Source organism: Streptomyces sp. NPDC048417 (assembly GCF_040651615.1).
GTDB lineage: Bacteria > Actinomycetota > Actinomycetes > Streptomycetales > Streptomycetaceae > Streptomyces.
In genome coordinates, this window is sequence record NZ_JBEZKI010000028.1 from 71,022 (window position 1) to 86,468 (window position 15,447).

At 71.0% G+C, this 15,447-nt stretch carries 15 protein-coding genes and 1 pseudogene; 4 read left to right on the forward strand and 12 right to left on the reverse strand.

The window, feature by feature from the left end:
- Positions 1 to 4 precede the first annotated feature (4 nt).
- On the forward strand, positions 5 to 802 hold the full coding sequence (locus AB0D59_RS36825) for a methyltransferase domain-containing protein (RefSeq protein WP_362574990.1): 798 nt from the start codon (positions 5 to 7) through the stop codon (positions 800 to 802).
- A gap of 52 nt (positions 803 to 854) precedes the next feature.
- Here AB0D59_RS36825 and gatB read toward each other — a convergent pair whose 3' ends face one another.
- The 6 genes from gatB to AB0D59_RS36855 all read right to left on the reverse strand — a co-directional run bounded on the left by gatB (position 855) and on the right by AB0D59_RS36855 (position 5,453).
- A complete protein-coding gene (gene gatB / locus AB0D59_RS36830) occupies positions 855 to 2,369 on the reverse strand; it encodes an Asp-tRNA(Asn)/Glu-tRNA(Gln) amidotransferase subunit GatB (protein ID WP_362574992.1) in 1,515 nt (504 codons plus the stop codon).
- 15 nt (positions 2,370 to 2,384) lie between these two features.
- Positions 2,385 to 2,627, reverse strand: a complete 243-nt coding sequence (locus AB0D59_RS36835; RefSeq protein WP_351739584.1) for a hypothetical protein — start codon at positions 2,625 to 2,627, stop codon at positions 2,385 to 2,387.
- Positions 2,624 to 4,132, reverse strand: a complete 1,509-nt coding sequence (gene gatA, locus AB0D59_RS36840; RefSeq protein WP_362574994.1) for an Asp-tRNA(Asn)/Glu-tRNA(Gln) amidotransferase subunit GatA — start codon at positions 4,130 to 4,132, stop codon at positions 2,624 to 2,626. Before gatA ends, AB0D59_RS36835 begins: the two co-directional genes overlap by 4 nt.
- A 6-nt stretch (positions 4,133 to 4,138) precedes the next feature.
- On the reverse strand, positions 4,139 to 4,435 hold the full coding sequence (gene gatC / locus AB0D59_RS36845) for an Asp-tRNA(Asn)/Glu-tRNA(Gln) amidotransferase subunit GatC (protein WP_018544665.1): 297 nt from the start codon (positions 4,433 to 4,435) through the stop codon (positions 4,139 to 4,141).
- Positions 4,436 to 4,546: 111 nt separating this feature from the next.
- The gene (locus AB0D59_RS36850; RefSeq protein WP_362574997.1) at positions 4,547 to 5,038 is read right to left on the reverse strand and encodes a cupin domain-containing protein; all 492 of its coding nucleotides are present in this window, start codon (positions 5,036 to 5,038) and stop codon (positions 4,547 to 4,549) included.
- A gap of 43 nt (positions 5,039 to 5,081) precedes the next feature.
- A complete protein-coding gene (locus tag AB0D59_RS36855; RefSeq protein ID WP_362574999.1) occupies positions 5,082 to 5,453 on the reverse strand; it encodes a DUF4267 domain-containing protein in 372 nt (123 codons plus the stop codon).
- A gap of 94 nt (positions 5,454 to 5,547) precedes the next feature.
- Here AB0D59_RS36855 and AB0D59_RS36860 point away from each other — a divergent pair.
- A pseudogene (locus tag AB0D59_RS36860) lies at positions 5,548 to 5,790 on the forward strand (helix-turn-helix domain-containing protein); the annotation flags it as partial.
- 151 nt (positions 5,791 to 5,941) lie between these two features.
- On the opposite strand, the gene AB0D59_RS36865 reads toward AB0D59_RS36860, so the two are convergent.
- From AB0D59_RS36865 to AB0D59_RS36885, 5 genes are all read right to left on the reverse strand, one after another.
- On the reverse strand, positions 5,942 to 8,173 hold the full coding sequence (locus AB0D59_RS36865) for a bifunctional diguanylate cyclase/phosphodiesterase (protein WP_362575001.1): 2,232 nt from the start codon (positions 8,171 to 8,173) through the stop codon (positions 5,942 to 5,944).
- 213 nt (positions 8,174 to 8,386) lie between these two features.
- The gene (gene ligA, locus AB0D59_RS36870) at positions 8,387 to 10,582 is read right to left on the reverse strand and encodes an NAD-dependent DNA ligase LigA (protein ID WP_362575003.1); all 2,196 of its coding nucleotides are present in this window, start codon (positions 10,580 to 10,582) and stop codon (positions 8,387 to 8,389) included.
- A gap of 13 nt (positions 10,583 to 10,595) precedes the next feature.
- Positions 10,596 to 11,597 carry a methionine synthase gene (locus AB0D59_RS36875; RefSeq protein WP_362575005.1) on the reverse strand — a complete coding sequence of 334 codons (1,002 nt, stop codon included), beginning with the start codon at positions 11,595 to 11,597 and terminating at the stop codon, positions 10,596 to 10,598.
- A gap of 152 nt (positions 11,598 to 11,749) precedes the next feature.
- A complete protein-coding gene (locus AB0D59_RS36880; protein WP_362575007.1) occupies positions 11,750 to 12,439 on the reverse strand; it encodes an SDR family oxidoreductase in 690 nt (229 codons plus the stop codon).
- 16 nt (positions 12,440 to 12,455) lie between these two features.
- Positions 12,456 to 12,995 (reverse strand): TIGR00730 family Rossman fold protein, encoded by a 540-nt coding sequence (locus tag AB0D59_RS36885; protein WP_362575009.1) that lies wholly within the window; start codon positions 12,993 to 12,995, stop codon positions 12,456 to 12,458.
- Positions 12,996 to 13,045: 50 nt separating this feature from the next.
- Here AB0D59_RS36885 and AB0D59_RS36890 point away from each other — a divergent pair, with 50 nt between their 5' ends.
- On the forward strand, positions 13,046 to 13,372 hold the full coding sequence (locus AB0D59_RS36890) for a DUF427 domain-containing protein (RefSeq protein WP_362575011.1): 327 nt from the start codon (positions 13,046 to 13,048) through the stop codon (positions 13,370 to 13,372).
- Between the two features lie 18 nt (positions 13,373 to 13,390).
- Here the strand turns inward: AB0D59_RS36890 and mnmA are convergent, their stop codons facing one another.
- Complete coding sequence (gene mnmA, locus AB0D59_RS36895) at positions 13,391 to 14,524, reverse strand: tRNA 2-thiouridine(34) synthase MnmA (protein WP_362575013.1); 1,134 nt, start codon at positions 14,522 to 14,524, stop codon at positions 13,391 to 13,393.
- Positions 14,525 to 14,584: 60 nt separating this feature from the next.
- Here mnmA and AB0D59_RS36900 point away from each other — a divergent pair, with 60 nt between their 5' ends.
- On the forward strand, positions 14,585 to 15,238 hold the full coding sequence (locus AB0D59_RS36900) for an N-acetylmuramoyl-L-alanine amidase (protein ID WP_362575015.1): 654 nt from the start codon (positions 14,585 to 14,587) through the stop codon (positions 15,236 to 15,238).
- The last annotated feature ends 209 nt before the right edge of the window (positions 15,239 to 15,447 follow it).

Here is a 15,447-nt window from a genome sequence, read left to right on the forward strand (position 1 = left end):
ACCCATGTCCGACACCAGGACCGGGGGCGACCGCCTCACTGACCGGCTGACCCACCCCCGTTACCCGCTCAGCAACTCCTATGACCCCCGCTGGGTGGTCGAGAACCAGATGGGCCCGCACGCCCTGTGGCTGCTGGAATGGCTGGCACCCGCCCTCGGTCTGGACGCCCTGCGCCCCTGCGCCCGCGTGCTCGACCTCGGCTGCGGCCGGGCGATGACGTCGGTCTTCCTGGCCCGGGAGTTCCACGCCCAGGTCACCGCCGCCGACCTCTGGATCAAGGCCGACGACAACGCCCGGCGCATCGCGGAGGCCGGGTTCGCCGACCGGGTGCAGCCCGTGCGTGCCGAGGCACATGACCTGCCGTTCGCCGAGGGCGGCTTCGACGCGATCGTAAGTATCGACGCCTACCAGTACTTCGGTACCGACGACCTCTATCTCCCCACGCTGGCCCGTCTGTTGCGGCCCGGCGGCCGGATCGGTGTGGTCGTACCGGCGCTGCGGGAGGAACCCGCGGGGGCGGAGCCGCCCGAGCACCTCAGGCCCTGGTGGGAGCCCGGCTACTGGTGCTTCCACTCGCCCGGCTGGTGGCGCCGGCACTGGACCCGCAGCGGGGCGGTCGAGGTCGAAACCGCCGACTGGCAGCCGGACGGCTGGCGGGACTGGCTGCTGTGGTGCGAGGTGGTCGCCGAGGAGAGCCCGGAGGAGTTCCGTCGCACGATGGCCCGCCAGGTCGCCGAGATGCTGCGGGCCGACGAGGGCCGGACCCTGGGATTCGTCCGCGTGGTCGCGCGCCGCAGATAGCCGTACGGCCCCGGAGGCATCGCCTCCGGGGCCGTACCGCCGTCCATGGGGCTCAGCCCTCGCTGACGCCCAGCCGCTCCAGGATCAGCTCCTTGACGCGGGCCGCGTCGGCCTGGCCGCGGGTCGCCTTCATGACCGCGCCGACCAGGGCGCCGGCCGCGGCCACCTTGCCGCCGCGGATCTTGTCGGCGACGCCCGGGTTGCCGGCGATGGCGTCGTCGACCGCCGTACCGAGCGCCGAGTCGTCGGAGACGACCTTCAGACCGCGCTTGTCGACGACCTCGTCCGGGGTGCCCTCGCCCGCGAGGACGCCCTCGATGACCTGGCGGGCCAGCTTGTCGTTGAGGTCACCGGAGTTGACCAGCGCGGTGACCCGGGCGACCTGCTCGGGGGTGATCGCCAGCTCGTCCAGCGCCTTGCCCGACTCGTTGGCGCTGCGCGCCAGTTCGCCCATCCACCACTTGCGGGCGGAGGCCGCGTCGGATCCGGCGTCGATGGTGGCGACGATCAGGTCCAGCGCGGCGGCGTTGATGATCGCCTGCATCTCCACAGCGGAGATGCCCCACTCGGTGAGCAGCCGGTTGCGGCGGGCCAGCGGCATCTCCGGGAGCGCGGCGCGGATCTCCTCGACCCACGCGCGGGACGGGGCGACCGGGACCAGGTCGGGCTCCGGGAAGTACCGGTAGTCCTCGGCCTCTTCCTTCACGCGGCCCGAGGTCGTCGACCCGGTGTCCTCGTGGAAGTGCCGGGTCTCCTGGATGATCGTCCCGCCGCCGTTCAGCACGGCCGCGTGCCGCATGATCTCGAAGCGGGCCGCGCGTTCCACGGACCGCAGGGAGTTCACGTTCTTCGTCTCGGAGCGGGTGCCGAACTTCTCGGTGCCGTTGGGGCGCAGCGACAGGTTCACGTCGCAGCGCATCTGGCCCATCTCCATACGGGCTTCCGAGACACCGAGCGCCTTGATGACCTCGCGCAGCTCACGGACGTACGCCCGCGCGACCTCGGGAGCCCGCTCGCCGGCGCCCTCGATCGGCTTGGTGACGATCTCGATGAGCGGGATGCCCGCGCGGTTGTAGTCCAGCAGCGAGTGCGAGGCGCCGTGGATACGCCCGGTCGCGCCGCCCACGTGGGTGGACTTGCCGGTGTCCTCCTCCATGTGGGCGCGCTCGATCTGCACCCGGAAGGTCTCGCCGTCCTCCAGCTGGACGTCGAGGTAGCCGTTGAAGGCGATCGGCTCGTCGTACTGGGAGGTCTGGAAGTTCTTCGGCATGTCCGGATAGAAGTAGTTCTTCCGGGCGAAGCGGCACCACTCGGCGATCTCGCAGTTCAGCGCGAGACCGATCTTGATGGCCGACTCGATGCCGATCGCGTTGACGACCGGGAGCGCGCCGGGCATGCCGAGGCAGGTCGGGCAGGTCTGCGAGTTGGGCTCGGCGCCCAGCTCGGTCGAACAGCCGCAGAACATCTTGGTCTTGGTGCCGAGTTCGACATGGACCTCGAGGCCCATGACGGGGTCGTACGACGCCAGCGCGTCCTCGTACGACACCAGGTCGGTCGTGGTGGTCACGGTGAAACTTCCCTCTCAGCCCAGCAGGACGTCGTCGTCGCCCAGCCGCTTCAGCTCGCGGTAGAGGATGGCGAGGCCGGTGACGATCGCGACGGCGGACACGGTGGCATCGATCAGCCGCAGCGTGTCGTGCTCGGCGCGGGCCTTCTTGATCTGCTTGGCGACACCGACCGCGCCGAACACGGTGGTGGCCATCGACAGGTACGTACCGGACTTCGACTTCTTGAAGCCCTTGGCCTTGGACAGTGCGTTGCTCACAGCGACGGTGCCTCCTCAAGGAGCGGGTGCCCCCACCTTTCCACGAAGGCGGCCTCGACAGCGGCTCCGACCTTGTAAAGGCGGTCGTCCTTCAGCGCCGGCGCGATGATCTGCAGGCCCACCGGGAGGTTGTCCTCCGGGGCGAGACCGCAGGGCAGCGACATGGCGGCGTTGCCCGCCAGGTTGGTCGGGATGGTGCACAGGTCGGCCAGGTACATCGCCATCGGGTCGTCGGCACGCTCGCCGATCGCGAAGGCGGTGGTCGGAGTCGTGGGCGACACGATCACGTCGACCTGCTCGAAGGCCTTCTCGAAGTCGCGCGTGATGAGCGTGCGGACCTTCTGCGCGGAGCCGTAGTACGCGTCGTAGTACCCGCTGCTCAGCGCGTAGGTGCCGAGCATGATGCGGCGCTTCACCTCGGGGCCGAAGCCCGCCTCACGGGTGAGGGAGGTGACCTCCTCGGCGGAGTGCGTGCCGTCGTCGCCGGTCCGCAGGCCGTAGCGCAGGCCGTCGAAGCGGGCGAGGTTGGAGGAGCACTCGGAGGGCGCGATCAGGTAGTACGCGGAGAGCGCCAGGTCGAAGGACGGGCAGTCCAGCTCGACGATCTCGGCGCCCAGCTCCTTCAGCAGCGCGACGGACTCGTCGAAGCGCTGGATGACACCGGCCTGGTAGCCCTCGCCGCGGAACTGCTTGACGACACCGACGCGCATGCCCTCGACGCTGCCGTTGCGGGCGGCCTCGACGACCGGCGGGACGGGCGCGTCGATGGAGGTGGAGTCCATCGGGTCGTGTCCGGCGATGACCTCGTGCAGGAGGGCGGCGTCCAGGACCGTACGGGCGCACGGGCCGCCCTGGTCCAGCGAGCTGGAGAACGCGACCATGCCGTACCGCGAGACCGCCCCGTACGTCGGCTTAACACCGACGGTGCCGGTGACGGAGGCCGGCTGACGGATGGAGCCGCCGGTGTCGGTGCCGATGGCGAGCGGCGCCTGGAAGGAGGCGAGGGCGGCGGAGGAGCCGCCGCCGGAGCCGCCGGGGATCTTGGTGAGGTCCCAGGGGTTGCCGGTCGGGCCGTAGGCGCTGTTCTCGGTGGAGGACCCCATGGCGAACTCGTCCATGTTGGTCTTGCCGAGAATGACCACGTCAGCGGCCTTGAGCCGCTTGGTGAGGGTGGCGTCGTACGGCGGGATCCAGCCTTCCAGGATCTTCGAGCCGACGGTCGTCGGAACGCCCTCGGTGGTGAAGATGTCCTTGAGCGCGAGCGGGACGCCGGCGAGCGGCCCGAGCTTCTCGCCCCGGGCCTTCTTCTCGTCGACGGCACGCGCCTGGGCGAGCGCCCCCTCGCGGTCGACGTGCAGGAAGGCGTGCACCTTCTCGTCGACGGCCTCGATCCGGGCGAGATGGGCCTCGGTGACCTCGACGGCCGTGAGCTCGCCGGAGGCGATCTTCGCGGCGGTCTCGGCGGCGGTGAGCCTGATGCAGTATTCGATCTTATTGGCCGTCATGGCTGTCTAGTCCTCCCCCAGGATCTGCGGCACCTTGAAACGCTGCTGCTCCTGGGCCGGGGCGCCGGAGAGCGCCTGCGCGGGGGTGAGCGAGGGACGGACCTCGTCCGCGCGCATGACGTTCGTCAGCGGCAGCGGGTGTGAGGTCGGCGGTACGTCTTGGTCGGCGACCTCGCTGACGCGGGCGACCGCGCCGATGATGTCGTCGAGCTGTCCCGCGAAGTGGTCGAGTTCTTCGGGCTTCAGCTCCAGACGCGCCAGCCGGGCGAGGTGGGCGACCTCCTCGCGCGTGATGCCAGGCATGCAGCGTTCCTCTGGGGTGAGTGTGTGTTGTTTGGAGCCAATCCTATGGGGCGGGGCCCGGTGACCGTGAAACGGATTCCCCGGACCCCGAGACCCCGGCGGCTCACCGGCTCAGTGACGCTGCTCCCAGGCCACGCTCTTCAGGTAGTGGTTGTCGTACAGCTCCTGCACCTCCAGGAGGCTCTCCAGGGTGGCCTCGCCCAGGCGCAGGCGCTGGAGGTGGCGGAAGTACTCGAAGCGCTCCACGCCCGGTGTGATGACGATCAGGATGTCCGCGGTGCTGCCGGGGACAGCGGCGAAGGCGTGCGGCCTGCCGGGCGGGACGATGACCAGGTCGCCGCGCTCGACGGTGACGACGTCGTCACCGGAGAGCAGTTCGGCGGCGCCGTCGAGCAGGTAGAACATCTCGGCGGAGTTGCGGTGCAGGTGCGGTACGGCACCGTCGGCGCCCTCGCCGAGGGTGACGCGCACGGTGGAGAGCGCGCCGCCGGTGGCACTGCTGTCGGCGAGCAGCCGGACCCGGGTCGGGTCACCGCCGACCACCTCGGCGTCGGCCTCCCGCACGATCACGGACTCATCGAACTTCGGTACGAACAACGACATTCCAGAACCCCCTGTTGATTGACCTGCCGTTCACGCGAGTCGTTCACACGAGGAACAGCAGCACCGCGCTGATCAGCACAACGATCGCGGTGGCGAAGTGAATCCCGTACGCAACCGCCTTCGTCCCGCCGTGGCGCAGCACTATCAGCGTGTCGAACAGCGGCACGAGTGCCACGCAGAGCATGAACCAGGCCTCGGCATGGGCGCCGGCGAAGGCGAGCAGGGCGAGACCGATGACGCCGAAGGTGCCGTCCCTGAGGCCCTTGATCGCGAGGTAGGCGGAGGCGTCGCCGTCCGGGTCGGCGGGGACGCCGTAGCCGATGGCGGACGGCCCGGGCTGGAGCAGGAACCGGGCACCGATGAAGAGGATGAACAGGTCGAGTACGACGGCGAGCGTGTAGGCGGTGATGGTCATGACGGCCCCCCGAAGTGTGTTCTATCAGCGCTAGGACTGAAAGCGAAGCTAGCAGAGCGTTGGCAGATTGGCTAGCGTCGCTAGAATCTCTGGCATGTCGATTCGGACGCGCCGGGAGCGCGAGCGGGCAGAGCGGGAGCAGCTGATCGTCACGGCCGCGCGGGACCTCGCGGAGGCGGCGGGCTGGGACGCGGTGACGACCCGGCGCCTGGCCGCCGAGATCGAGTACAGCCAGCCGGTCCTCTACAGCCACTTCAAGGGCAAGGGCGCGATCATGACGGCGGCGGTGGCCGTCCAGGGCTTCGCCGACCTGGCGACGGACCTACGGGCGGCGCGCGAGGGGGCCGAGGGCAGGCGGGCGGCGCGCGAGGGCGAGGGCAAGCGGGCGGCGCTGACGGCGGTGGCCGAGCAGAAGGGGCGCGGGGAACTGCGCGACCAGCCACCACGCACCCGCGGCCCCGACACCACCGTCCCCCGTCGGCGGATGGCTACTCGGCCGCCGGCAACGCGGCCCGCGGCCGCTGCCACCCCCGCGACCCCCGCGCCAACAGCCACGCCGTCGTCTCCTCCGGCGGCATCGCCGCGGCGACCAGCCACCCCTGCACGGCGTCACACCCGAGGTCCCGCAGCCGCTCCCACGTCTCGTCGTCCTCCACGCCCTCCGCGACGACCAGCAGCCCCAGCGAATGTGCGAGGTCCACCGTGCAGCGCACGATCTCCGCGTCCTCGTTGTCCACGGCCAGCCGGGCCACGAAGGACCGGTCGATCTTCAGCTCGCTCACCGGCAGCCGCCGCAGATGCACCAACGACGAATAGCCCGTGCCGAAGTCGTCCAGCGACATCTTCACGCCGTGCCCGGTCAGACCCGCGAGGGTGTCGGCGGCCCGCTGCGGGTCCTCGAGCAGCACATGCTCGGTTATCTCCAGCTGGAGCGCCCCCGCCGGGACCCCGTGCCGGGCCAGCCGCGCCGCCACCGAGCCCGCGAAGCCCGGGGTGTGCACGTCGCGCGGCGAGACGTTCACCGCCACCGGCACCCGCAGCCCCTGTGCCCGCCACCGGGCGACCTGGGCGAGCGCGGTCTCCAGGACGTACTCCGTCAGATGGGGCATCAGACCGGACGACTCGGCGATCGCTATGAACTCGTCCGGCGGTACCTTGCCGCGCTCGGGGTGCACCCACCGCACCAGCGCCTCAAGACCGGCCACCTGCCCGTCGAAGCGCACCTTCGGCTGATAGTGCAACTGCACCTCGTGCGCGTCCAGGGCGCGGCGCAGATCGCCCAGCAGCCCCAGCCGGTCCGGGGTGTTGGAGTCCCGCTTGGACTCGTACACCTCGACGCCCGTACGGTCCCGCTTCGCCTGGTACATCGCCACGTCCGCCCGGCGCAGCAGCCCCTCCGCGTCCAGCGCGTGGTCGGGGAAGACGGCGACGCCCGCGCTGGCCTCCAGGACGAGGGTGAGGCCGTCGAGGTCGAGCGGGGAGGAGAGGGCCGTGACCAGGCCCCGGGCGATCCGGGTCGCGGACGTCGTGGAGTCGGCGACCGGCAGTAACACCGCGAACTCGTCGCCGCCGAGCCGGGCCGCCTCCGCACCGCGCGGCAGCGCGGCCCGCAGCCGGTCGGCTATCTGCAGCAGCAGCCGGTCACCGGCGAGATGACCGAGCGTGTCATTGACCGAACGGAATCGGTCGAGGTCGATCAGCATGAGGGCGGCGCGGGCGCCGATGCGTTCGGCGTCGTCGAGGGCGGTCCAGATCCGCTCCAGCAGCCACTGCCGGTTGGGCAGTCCGGTCAGCGGGTCGCGCAGCTGTTCCTCCGCGCGGGCCCGGGCTATCCACAGGGTGGAGTCGAGGGCGACCAGCGGGATGGAGAACAGCGGGAGCAGCAGCGGCTGGGCGACGGCGACCACGCAGATCAGCGGGGCGATGCCGAGCAGTGCGACGGCGACCAGGCCCTGTCGCATCAGGGCGGTGCGGGCGACGGTGGGCACTCCGCCGCCGCGCGGTGCGTGCAGGTACCAGAGCAGGGCGCGGGTGACCGCGAGATAGGCCACCGCGACGAGGACGACCTCGGGGGCGGTGGCGACGCTCCAAGTGCTGGGGTTCCAGGGCGACTCGACGGTCGGTACCCGCCCGAAGACGCCGAGTACCAGCGCGCCGGCGCCGATGCCGAGGATGTCCACCGCGCCGTGCAGGACGCCCTGCCGCCAGCGGTGGCGCCTGGCTATGCCGACCAGGACGACGACGGTGAGGCTGACCATGCCGGCGGGCACCCAGCCGTACAGCAGGAGTACGGCGAGGGTGAGGGCGGCGCCGGAGCCGGTGCCGCCCCACCAGCGGGCGCGGCCGAGCAGCACCAGGTGGCCGACGATGACGCCGGTCAGCACGGCCAGCGACCAGCCGACCGTGCCGGACGGGAACAGGGCGTGGTTGTCGGTGAAGGCACGGTAGAAGCCGGCGCCGAGGGCGAACGCGGCGGCCGCGACGACTCCGGCGGGCAGCGCGGGCCAGGACAGGTGCCGTTCGTGCTCGTGGCCGGGCAGGTCGGGCGGCGGCTCGACGGCGGCCAGCGGCAGCGGGTCACGCGCGTCCAGTGCGACGCTCGCCCCCGGTATGCCGACGCGCCGGTCGCCCCGTACCGTCCACCGAGCCCCCCGCCACGCGCTCGCCCGGCGGCGCAGCGGCAGCCGCGCTTCCGGGGCGGCGCTCTCGGTCGGTTCCATTCCCGTCCCTCTCACAGCCGGCGGTGCCCACGCCATGCGGTCCGTGCCCTGCAGGAGCACGGGAATGCCCCAACCGCAGCTGGGCACGGCAGGTGCACACCTCAACAGTAGGCCGCAGAAGGCTTTCACGGGCAGCGGTCGTCGACGGTTGCCCGATTACGCACCGGCCACCCGTATGCATCTGGTATGCGCCGAACGGGTGGCCTTCAACCGCTACTCCTCGGTTGGAAGGGCGACTTCTGCCGCCGCGTCCGGTCCCTGCTCCAAAAGGACGACAAATCCGTCCTCGTTCAGAACCGGAACCTTCACCTGCATCGCCTTGTCGTACTTCGATCCGGGGTTGTCACCCACGACCACGAACGACGTTTTCTTCGATACCGAGCCGGTCACCTTGGCTCCGCGGCTCTGCAGTGCGTCCTTGGCACCGTCCCGGGTGAAGTGCTCCAGGGTTCCGGTCACGACGACGGTGAGGCCTTCCAGCGGACGCGGCCCCTCGTCCTCGCCGGTGGACTCGTCCTCGAGCGGGACTCCAGCGGTCTTCCACTTTCGGATGATCTCGCGGTGCCACTCCTCGGCGAACCACTCCTTGAGCGCCGTCGCGATGATGCCGCCGACGCCGTCGATGTTCGACAGCTCCTCCTCGCCGGCCTGCTCGATGCGCTCGATGGAGCGGAACTCGCGGGCCAGGGCCTGCGCGGCGACGGGTCCGACGTGCCGGATGGACAGGCCGTTGAGGAAGCGGGCGAGCGGGCGGGTCTTCGCCTCCTCGATGTTCTGGAGCAGGGCGAGGGTGTTCTTCTTGGGCTCGCCCTTCTGGTTGGCGAAGACCGTGACGACCTTCTCCTCGCCGGTCTTGGGGTCGCGCTTGGGCAGTCCGCTGTCCGGGTCCAGGACGTACGCCTTGATGGGCAGCAGCTTCTCGACGGTGAGGTCGAACAGGTCGCCCTCGTCCACCAGCGCCGGTTCGGCCGGCTCCAGCGGCCGGGTGAGCGCGGCCGCCGCCACCGCGCCGAAGTTCTCGATGTCCAGGCATTCCCGGCCGGCGAGATAGGAGACGCGCTCTCTCAACTGGGCCGGGCAGGTGCGGGCGTTGGGGCAGCGGAGGTCGATGTCACCCTCCTTCATGGCCCGCAGCGGTGTCCCGCACTCGGGGCACTCGGCCGGCATCACGAACTCGCGCTCGCTGCCGTCCCGCAGGTCGACGACCGGGCCGAGGATCTCCGGGATCACGTCACCGGCCTTGCGCAGCACCACCGTGTCGCCGATCAGCACGCCCTTGGCCTTGACGACCTCCTGGTTGTGCAGGGTCGCGAACTCCACCTCGCTGCCCGCCACCGTGACCGGCTCGACCTGCGCGTACGGCGTGACCCGGCCGGTGCGGCCGACCCCGACCTTGATGTCGACGAGCTTGGTGTTGACCTCTTCCGGCGCGTACTTGTAGGCGATCGCCCAGCGCGGCGCCCGCGCGGTGGAGCCGAGCCGGCCCTGGAGGCGGATCTCGTCGAGCTTGACGACGACCCCGTCGATCTCGTGCGCCACGGAGTGCCGGTTCTCGCCGTAGTAGGCGATGAACTCCCGTACGCCGTCGAGGTCGTCGACCACCCGGTTGTGCGGCGAGGTGGGCAGACCCCAGGTCTTGAGCAGGTCGTAGGCCTGGGAGAGCCGGGTCATGCCCTCGAAGCCCGCCAGGGCGCCGATGCCGTGGACGACCATGTGCAGCGGGCGGGAGGCGGTGACCCTCGGGTCCTTCTGGCGCAGCGAACCGGCCGCCGCGTTGCGCGGGTTGGCGAACGGCTTGTCGCCGGCCGCGACCAGCCGCTCGTTGAGCTCGGCGAACTTCTCCATCGGGAAGTAGACCTCGCCGCGGATCTCGACCAGGTCCGGCACCGTGTCGCCGTGCAGCCGGTCCGGGATCTCGGCGATCGTACGGACGTTGGGCGTGATGTCCTCGCCGGTGCGGCCGTCGCCGCGGGTCGCCGCGCGGGTGAGCCGGCCGTGCTCGTAGGTGAGGTTGACGGCGAGACCGTCGACCTTCAGCTCGCACAGGAAGTGGTACTCCTGGGCGCCCAGTTCCTTGTGGATCCGCTCGGCCCAGGCGGCGAGGTCCTCGTCGTTGAACGTGTTGTCCAGCGACAGCATCCGCTCGCGGTGCTCGACCGCCGTGAACTCCGTCTCGTACGCCCCCGCGACCTTCTGGGTCGGCGAGTCCGGGGTGCGCAGCTCGGGGTGCCGGTCCTCCAGCGCCTCCAGGGACTTCAGGAGCTTGTCGAACTCCGCGTCGCTGATGACCGGAGCGTCCTTCACGTAGTACCGGAAGCGGTGCTCCTCGATCTGCTCGGCGATCCGCGCGTGCTGTTCCCGTGCCTCCGCGGGCACCGCCGTCTCCGCCTGCTGCTTGTCGCCGGCCACCGTGTTCCTCCCGTTACTCTGGGTTGTCCGCGAGTGATCTCGCCGCCCGGACGCAGTGGGCGAGCGCCTGCCGGGCGTACGCGGGGGAAGAACCCGCGAGCCCGCACGACGGGGTGACCGTCACGGCCTCCGCGAGAAGCCCTGGTTGCAGCCCCAGCCTGCGCCACAGCGTCCTGACACCCATGACGCTACCGGCAGGGTCTGACAATGCCGTGTCCGTGCCCGGCACGACACCGACGAACAGCTGGGTACCGCCCTCCACGGCCTCGCCGATCGCGTCCTCGTCACGTTCGGTGAGAAGCGAGAAGTCGAAGGAGACGGCGGCGGCCCCGGCCCGGCGCAGCAGCGCGAAGGGCACGTCGGGGGCGCAGGAGTGGACGGCCACCGGGCCGCCGGCGTGGACGCCGATGACGTCCCGCAGCGTCGACTCGACGGCCTGGCGGTCCACGGCCCGGTGGGTGCGGTAGCCGCTGGCGGTCCGCACCTGACCGCGCAGTACGGCGGTGAGGGACGGCTCGTCGAGTTGCAGGACGAGCCGGGCGCCGGGGATCCGGCGCCCGACCTCGGCGAGGTGCAGGCGCAGGCCTTCGCCGAGGGAGGCGGCCAGGTCGCGGCAGGCGCCGTGGTCGGAGAGAACCGCCTCGCCGTTCCGCAGCTCGAGGGCGGCGGCGAGGGTCCAGGGGCCGACCGCCTGCACCTTGAGCGGACCCTCGTAGTCCTGGGTGAACTCCTCCAGCGCGTCCAGGTCCTCCCCCAGCCAGGAGACGGCGCGCCGGGTGTCCCGGCCCGGCCGGTCGCCGAGCCGCCAGCCACTGGGCTCCACGCGCGCGTAGAGCTCGACGAGCAGGCCGGCGGCACGGCCGATCATGTCGGCGCCGGGGCCGCGGGCGGGCAGCTCCGGGAGGAAGGGGAAGTCCTCGAAGCTGCCGGTCGCGGCCTTGGCTGCCTCGCGGGCGTCGGTGCCGGGGAGCGAGCCGATGCCGGTGGCGGGGCCGAAGGAGGGGGTTGCGTTCACGTGGGAAGCCTAGGTTCGGTTGGCCGACGGGGGGGTGCGACGGTGGTTCGTCACCGTGCGGGTTGTGGGGGCTGGTCGCGCCCCCGCGGCGGTGGCCGCATGTCGAACGCGGCCCCGCGCCCCTTACAGGCGCTCTGCCACAGGGTGTTGCATCAGGCGCCGGGGCGCACCGTCACGTCGTTGATCTCCGCGTCTCTCGGGAGGTCCAGAGCCGTCAGGATCGTGGTCGCCACCGATTCCGGGTCGATCCACTTCGCCGGGTCGTACTCCTTGCCCTCCTGCTGGTGGACCTTGGCCTGCATCGGGCTCGCCGTGCGGCCGGGGTAGACCGAGGTGACCCGGACGCCGTTGCCGTGTTCCTCGTGGCGGAGGGCGTCGGCGAGGGCCTTCAGGCCGTGCTTGGAGGCCGCGTACGCCGACCAGCCCGCGTTGGCGTTGAGGCCGGCGCCCGAGTTCACGAAGAGCACGTGGCCGCGGGCGGCGCGCAGTTGGGGCAGGAAGTGGCGGGTCAGCTCGGCCGGCGCGACCAGGTTGACGTTCAGCTGGTGGCGCCAGGACTTCGGGGTCAGCTCGCCGATCTCGCCGAGGTCGACCACGCCCGCGATGTGCAGCAGCGAGTCGATCCGGTCCGGCAGCGACTGGTGCGAGAAGGCCCAGGAGAGCTTGTCCGGGTCCGCCAGGTCGCCCACCAGGGTGCGGGCGCCGGGGAGCGAGGCGGCCAGTTCCTTCGCGCGGCCCGCGTCGCGCGCGTGCAGGACCAGGTCGTCCCCGCGCGCGTGCAGTCGGCGGGCCACGGCGGCGCCGATGCCGGATCCGGCACCGGTGATCACATGAGTTGCCATGGGGGCCATGCTCGCATCAGTCGACGGGCCGGTTCGCCTCCAGGTAGGTGAGCGCGTCGGCGGGTTCGGCGGTGAAGTGCATCAGCTCCGCCAGGGGGCGGGGCAGGAAGCCCTCCTCCTCCATGCGGTGGAACTGCTGCTCGAGACCGTCGTAGAAACCGGCGGTGTTCAGCAGGACGACCGGCTTGTCCGTGCGGCCGTGCTTCTTCAGCTCCAGGATCTCGGTGGCCTCGTCCAGGGTCCCGGTGCCGCCGACCATGATCACCACGGCGTCGGCCTTCTCCAGCAGAAGCCGCTTGCGCTCCGCGAGGTCGGACGCGATGACCATCTCGTCGGCGCCGGGGCGGACCTTGTTCGCGAGGAACTCGACCGAGACGCCCAGCAGCCTGCCGCCGGCGTCGTGGACGCCGTCCGCGACGACCTTCATGAGGCCGGTGTCGGAGCCGCCCCAGACGAGGGTGTGGCCGCCTTTGCCGATCAGTTCCCCGAAGTGCCGGGCCGGCCGGGTGTAGCGCTCGTCCAGGTCGGCGGCGGAGAGGAAGACACAGATTCGCATGAGGTCAGGGTAGGCGGGAACAACCCGGTCCCCGCCGCTGTCATCCCTGTATGGCTTCTGGACACACGATCACCATCGAGAAGAGCGACCAGCGCGTGCGCGTGGTGCACGGCGATCTGATTCTGGCCGAAAGCGATCGGCCCCTCGTCCTGCGTGAGACCGGCTCCCCGGTGCGGTATTACATCCCCGCCGAAGACGTCCGGCTCGATCTCCTGACGCCCTCCGAGTCGCACAGCGTGTGCCCCTTCAAGGGCACCGCCTCCTACTGGTCCCTGCCGGACGCGCCGGACCTGGTGTGGGCCTACCCCGACCCCAAGTCCGACGTCGCCGCGATCAAGGACCACCTCTGCTTCTACGAGGTCGAGGTCGTCGGCTGATCAGCGGGCCGTGACCGGTCAGGCGCGGGCCACGTCGGCCGCGCGGACCGTCGAGGCGATGGTCGCCGAGCCGACGACGCGGGTGCCGTCGTACAGGACGATCGCCTGGCCGGGGGCGACGCCCCGGACCGGATCGGTGAACGTGACGCGCAGCTCGCCGTCGACCGGTTCGGCGCCGACCTCGGTCTCGCCGCCGTGCGCGCGGAGCTGGGCGGTGTAGCGGGCCGGGCCGGTGGGGGCGGTGCCGCACCAGCGGGGCCTGATCGCCGTCAGTCCGGTGACGTCCAGGGCGGCGGCCGGGCCGACCGTGACCGTGTTGTCGACCGGCGAGATGTCGAGGACGTAGCGCGGCTTGCCGTCGGCCGCCGGGGTGCCGATCCGCAGCCCCTTGCGCTGGCCGATGGTGAAGCCGAACGCCCCCTCGTGGGTGCCGACCTTGGCGCCGGACTCGTCGACGATGTCGCCCTCGGCCCTGCCGAGCCGCTGGGCCAGGAAGCCCTGGGTGTCGCCGTCGGCGATGAAGCAGATGTCGTGCGAGTCGGGCTTCTTCGCGACCGCGAGGCCCCGGCGCTCGGCCTCGGCGCGGATCTCGTCCTTGGTCGTCAGTGTGTCGCCGAGCGGGAAGAGGGCGTGGGCGAGCTGCCGCTCGTCCAGGACACCGAGGACGTACGACTGGTCCTTCGCCATGTCGGAGGCGCGGTGCAGCTCGCGGGAGCCGTCGGGGAGCGTCACGATCTTCGCGTAGTGACCGGTGCAGACCGCGTCGAAGCCCAGCGCCAGCGCCTTGTCCAGCAGCGCCGCGAACTTGATCTTCTCGTTGCAGCGCAGGCACGGGTTGGGGGTGCGCCCCGCCTCGTACTCGGCGACGAAGTCCTCGACGACGTCCTCGCGGAAGCGGTCGGCGAGGTCCCAGACGTAGAACGGGATGCCGATGACGTCGGCGGCACGGCGGGCGTCGCGGGAGTCCTCGATGGTGCAACAGCCCCGCGCGCCGGTACGGAAGGATTGGGGGTTCGCGGAGAGCGCGAGATGGACGCCGGTGACGTCGTGGCCCGCCTCTGCCGCACGGGCGGCGGCGACGGCGGAGTCCACGCCGCCCGACATGGCGGCGAGGACGCGGAGGGGGCGGTTGCGCTGCGGGGTGTCAGTCATAGCCCCTCCAGGGTAAGGGGACGCGGGAACCGGGGCCCGCGAGTATCCGTTGGAGATCACATGGGGGCGACGAGTGGCGATCGGGACCGGCGGATCGGGCGGCGGGCACTGCTGGTCGGCGGGGCGGCGGCGGCCGCGGGCACGGTGGCGCTGACCAGGCACGAACTGACGCGGCTGTACTGGCGGCTGCCGGGGGTGCGCAAGGCGCGGGTGGCGGGCGCGGTGGACTTCAGGGGTGCGCGCTGGGTGGCCGCGTCGCCTGCGAACTACCGGACGGCGGACCGGCCGGACGACTATCCGATCGACCGGGTGGTCATCCATGTCACCCAGGGCGGCTACGCGAGCGCGGTGAAGGTGTTCCAGGACCCGGCGCACGAGGCGGCCGCGCACTACATCGTGCGCAAGGACGGGCGGATCACCCAGCTGGTCCGTGAGCTGGACGTGGCGTTCCACGCGGGCAACCGGTCGTACAACGAGCGCAGTGTCGGCATCGAGCACGAGGGTTTCGTGGACCGCCCGGAGGACTTCACCGACGCGATGTACGCGGCGTCGGCGCGGCTGACGGCCGCGATATGCCGGCGGTACGGCATGCCCGTGGACCGGGAGCATGTGATCGGTCATGTGGAGGTGCCGGGGACGGACCACACCGACCCGGGCAAGCACTGGGACTGGGATCGCTACATGGGTCTTGTACGACGGGTCGGACAGGCCTGACCCCAGGTTCCGCATGTGACTGAATCGTTATCCTGTGCTCGCTCTGCGTGCCGTCTGTGTCCGTTGCGTCCCCCACCCCTGGCACAAGCTGCGCCTGGTCAACTCCGTCTCCTTTCACGGGAGTTAAGCATCACCGGCACCCACGGCCGCCTCACAGTCCCCCCGCTCTCTTCCTAACTTCACCTCAGATTTCACACAGTCCTCAGGTC

Coding starts and splice junctions, on each gene's coding strand:
- AB0D59_RS36900 (WP_362575015.1), top strand. CDS start 14,585: ATGGGGGCGACGAGTGGCGATCGGGACCGGCGGATCGGGCGGCGGGCA.
- gatA (WP_362574994.1), bottom strand. CDS start 4,132: ATGACGGCCAATAAGATCGAATACTGCATCAGGCTCACCGCCGCCGAG.
- gatC (WP_018544665.1), bottom strand. CDS start 4,435: ATGCCTGGCATCACGCGCGAGGAGGTCGCCCACCTCGCCCGGCTGGCG.
- AB0D59_RS36855 (WP_362574999.1), bottom strand. CDS start 5,453: ATGACCATCACCGCCTACACGCTCGCCGTCGTACTCGACCTGTTCATC.
- AB0D59_RS36865 (WP_362575001.1), bottom strand. CDS start 8,173: ATGGAACCGACCGAGAGCGCCGCCCCGGAAGCGCGGCTGCCGCTGCGC.
- AB0D59_RS36885 (WP_362575009.1), bottom strand. CDS start 12,995: ATGCGAATCTGTGTCTTCCTCTCCGCCGCCGACCTGGACGAGCGCTAC.
- AB0D59_RS36825 (WP_362574990.1), top strand. CDS start 5: ATGTCCGACACCAGGACCGGGGGCGACCGCCTCACTGACCGGCTGACC.
- AB0D59_RS36890 (WP_362575011.1), top strand. CDS start 13,046: ATGGCTTCTGGACACACGATCACCATCGAGAAGAGCGACCAGCGCGTG.
- AB0D59_RS36850 (WP_362574997.1), bottom strand. CDS start 5,038: ATGTCGTTGTTCGTACCGAAGTTCGATGAGTCCGTGATCGTGCGGGAG.
- AB0D59_RS36880 (WP_362575007.1), bottom strand. CDS start 12,439: ATGGCAACTCATGTGATCACCGGTGCCGGATCCGGCATCGGCGCCGCC.
- mnmA (WP_362575013.1), bottom strand. CDS start 14,524: ATGACTGACACCCCGCAGCGCAACCGCCCCCTCCGCGTCCTCGCCGCC.